Raw genomic sequence first — 2,866 nt, forward strand, 5'->3', positions numbered from 1 at the left:
TGATAGGCTGAATAGTTACGAAAAAAATAATAATTTGGTGAGCCTATCCAAAATTTAATTTAGAGCTGATCCCAAAACTCAAAATGATTTTTCTGAACCCCAGATCTACAATAAGTAATAGATTTTCTGATCACGAAAATAATTTTGAAATTTTACTAATTTGAGGATAAAATTAGTTTTGGGATGGACTCTTAATCTGATTATTACTGCTAACATTATAACTTCAAGATATGATCTTCTTTGATCTCATATCTTGGAAATGCTTTCTTGCTTTGACTTATAACCGAGCTCAATAGCGAAGTCTGCCATTTCAGAATACAAGAGCTTATCTTTATCAGATAAGTTATTGTAAAATTCATTTAGCAAAGTCTCCGCTGTAATTTCTTCCTCATATCTTGTAACTATATACAAGATTTTTAGGTCATGTCGAAAGCTCCTCAACAGATTTTGAATCATAACTTTGTAGCTATGATTGAAACCAGATTAAAGTAGTTTCCACCTTCAGCTTCCATCATTCCTATATCTCTACGAGCAAAGTCATTGTCACACATAAGCCAGTCTTTCCATGCTTCTTCAAAACAATTTAACTCTTTACACTCCTGAATATTTACCAGATCGGAAGTTTTCCATAAATTATGCCACCAGTCACAGGAGTAAAGATTCATATCATCAAACCAGTAAGGCTGTAGTTCTTCCGGAACTCCGTTTGTAAAATCCTTTTTCAATCCAGGAACTGCAACTGCAATTTGTCCTCCTTTTTTTACAAGCGGAGCAAAATGATTTTTCAGATAATCTTTTCAGCTCCGAAATAATTATAGGCATCTATACAGATAGCAGCATCAAAAAATTCATTTGCAAACGGCAAATCATGGGCTTCTGCGTGTATTGGTATTATTTTATCTTCCAATCCCATTGACTTAATTCTCTCATAGTTATCTGTTGCACTTATCCAGAGATCAGTGGCAAAAACTATAACATCATATTCTTTTGCCAGGAAGATTGAGGTCAGCCCTCTCCCACAGCCAAGGTCAAGTATTCTCATGTCTTTCTCAAGCTTCAGAGACTCGGACACTTCTTCAAAAATCTTTATTGAGTTTGGTCCCATCATGTTTTCTTTAACAAAATCAAAATCATATTTGTTACTTTTTGTAAACATCATCTTGACCACTTTTAGTTAATCTATCTCATATTATTTCATGGAGTTTGTTACTTGTTCTTCCATAGGTTCAATGTAACCTTTGTCACATATCGTTCTTTTATTTGAACGAATGTATTCAGTCAGCCTAGCCTTTAACTTAACAACTTCACTTTCATATGCTAGAACCTTTCATATGCTAGAACAGTAGTCTTAATATCATTCAGAAAGATAACCTTTTTACTCTACAATAAACTGAAAAGTAGTGAAAAGATGAATGAAAAATTACTTGCAAAAATTGGATTGAACAAGTATGAGAGTTCAGTTTACCTAACACTTCTAAAACAAGATTCTATGGAAGCAAGTAAATTATCACATGCATCGAAAGTCCCTATAGGAAAGATCTACGAGGTTCTCAAAGCCCTCAAAAATTATGAGCTTGTTGAAATCCAACCGTCTCGACCTCAGAGATACCGTGCAGTTGATCCCAAAAACGCATTTAAATTCATGTATAAAAGAAAAGAGGAAGAAACACTCAATGAGCTCAAAGTGCTCAAAGAAACATTTGATGAAATCGAAAGGGAACTTTGCAACGACAATTCACCACAAAATGTTGAAACTGTCTTCTGGCCTGACAGCTTTCATAATAATGAACTAAATGAAATGGTGACTTCATCTTTTGAGAAAATCGAGCATGAAATATGTGTTGTAATTCATATTAAATACAAGCCTGAAAGATCGGAGCTATATGATGCCTCAGTATCTACCTTTAGCAAAGCTTATTTGGGTTTAGTACAGCGTGGCATAAAAGTTAAAATTTTGGATCCGAGATCACAACTACTACCGTCATTAAAAGAGCTTATTGATGCAATAGAAGATCTGTCATTTAAACGTTATTTTAAGGATCTGTTGGAAGTAAGAATTTTAGAAACCGAATACAATTTTTCAATCATTGATTCCAAGATAACACTGCTCGATATTGAAGACCAGTTCAATATGAGTAGAAACCTCGGTATGACAAGAATATATGATGAATCATATGCAAAGCGATTCAAGACAAAATATGATGAACTTTGGGTAAAGGGTGAACTATTTTTTTGACCTGACTTTCAAACATATCCGTGAATTTCAATTTTTCTATTAGTTTTCGCCTCTTTTCTGAGATAAAACGCAAAATCGAAATCATAGACTTTTCTATTTTTTTGAGTCGTTCAAAGTTATATATTCATTGAAGCACTATTAATAAAAAAGGTTCAATTAGAATGTAATAAATGGTGAAATAAATGGTGAAATTAACTGATGAAATGAAGGAAGACTTTGCAAAGATGAAAATTTTCCCGTTTGCAACTGCATCTAAAGGTGGAGAACCAAATGTCATACCAATAGGTATGTGTGATCTACAGGAAGATGGAGAAACAATCTGGATCGCAGACAATTATTTCAATAAAACTCGCAACAACCTTGATGAAAACCCCAGGGGAGCGATCTATGTATGGGGTCCGGAGATCAAAGGCTGCTACCAGATAAAAGGAGATATTGAGATCAAGACCGAAGGGGCAGATTACGAGAAAATGTATAAAATGGTCAAGAGCAAAGGAGACAGGTTCCCTGCAAAAGCCCTTGCAGTTCTGAAAATTACTGATGTTTATGAGTGCAAACCCGGGACTGGGACCAAGCCAGGACAGAAACTGCTTTGATCCAGCTTAAAGCTTAATCCATAAGTTAGCTAAT

The 2,866-nt window shown here is 34.6% G+C and carries 4 protein-coding genes; 2 read left to right on the forward strand and 2 right to left on the reverse strand.

The window, feature by feature from the left end; translation table 11 throughout:
• Positions 1 to 452 precede the first annotated feature (452 nt).
• Together A9239_RS20385 and A9239_RS20390 are read right to left on the reverse strand one after the other, a co-directional pair.
• On the reverse strand, positions 453 to 725 hold the full coding sequence (locus tag A9239_RS20385) for a hypothetical protein (protein ID WP_230669116.1): 273 nt from the start codon (positions 723 to 725) through the stop codon (positions 453 to 455).
• Between the two features lie 59 nt (positions 726 to 784).
• Positions 785 to 1,159 (reverse strand): cyclopropane-fatty-acyl-phospholipid synthase family protein, encoded by a 375-nt coding sequence (locus A9239_RS20390; protein WP_230669114.1) that lies wholly within the window; start codon positions 1,157 to 1,159, stop codon positions 785 to 787.
• Between the two features lie 249 nt (positions 1,160 to 1,408).
• Here A9239_RS20390 and A9239_RS09390 point away from each other — a divergent pair, with 249 nt between their 5' ends.
• The gene (locus A9239_RS09390; protein WP_048155338.1) at positions 1,409 to 2,236 is read left to right on the forward strand and encodes a TrmB family transcriptional regulator; all 828 of its coding nucleotides are present in this window, start codon (positions 1,409 to 1,411) and stop codon (positions 2,234 to 2,236) included.
• Positions 2,237 to 2,418: 182 nt separating this feature from the next.
• Entirely contained in the window at positions 2,419 to 2,832 is a 414-nt protein-coding gene (locus tag A9239_RS09395) for a pyridoxamine 5'-phosphate oxidase family protein (protein ID WP_048117979.1), read from the forward strand.
• Positions 2,833 to 2,866: the final 34 nt, after the last annotated feature.

The sequence above is a fragment of the Methanosarcina sp. A14 genome, from assembly GCF_001729375.1.
Lineage (GTDB): Archaea > Halobacteriota > Methanosarcinia > Methanosarcinales > Methanosarcinaceae > Methanosarcina > Methanosarcina barkeri.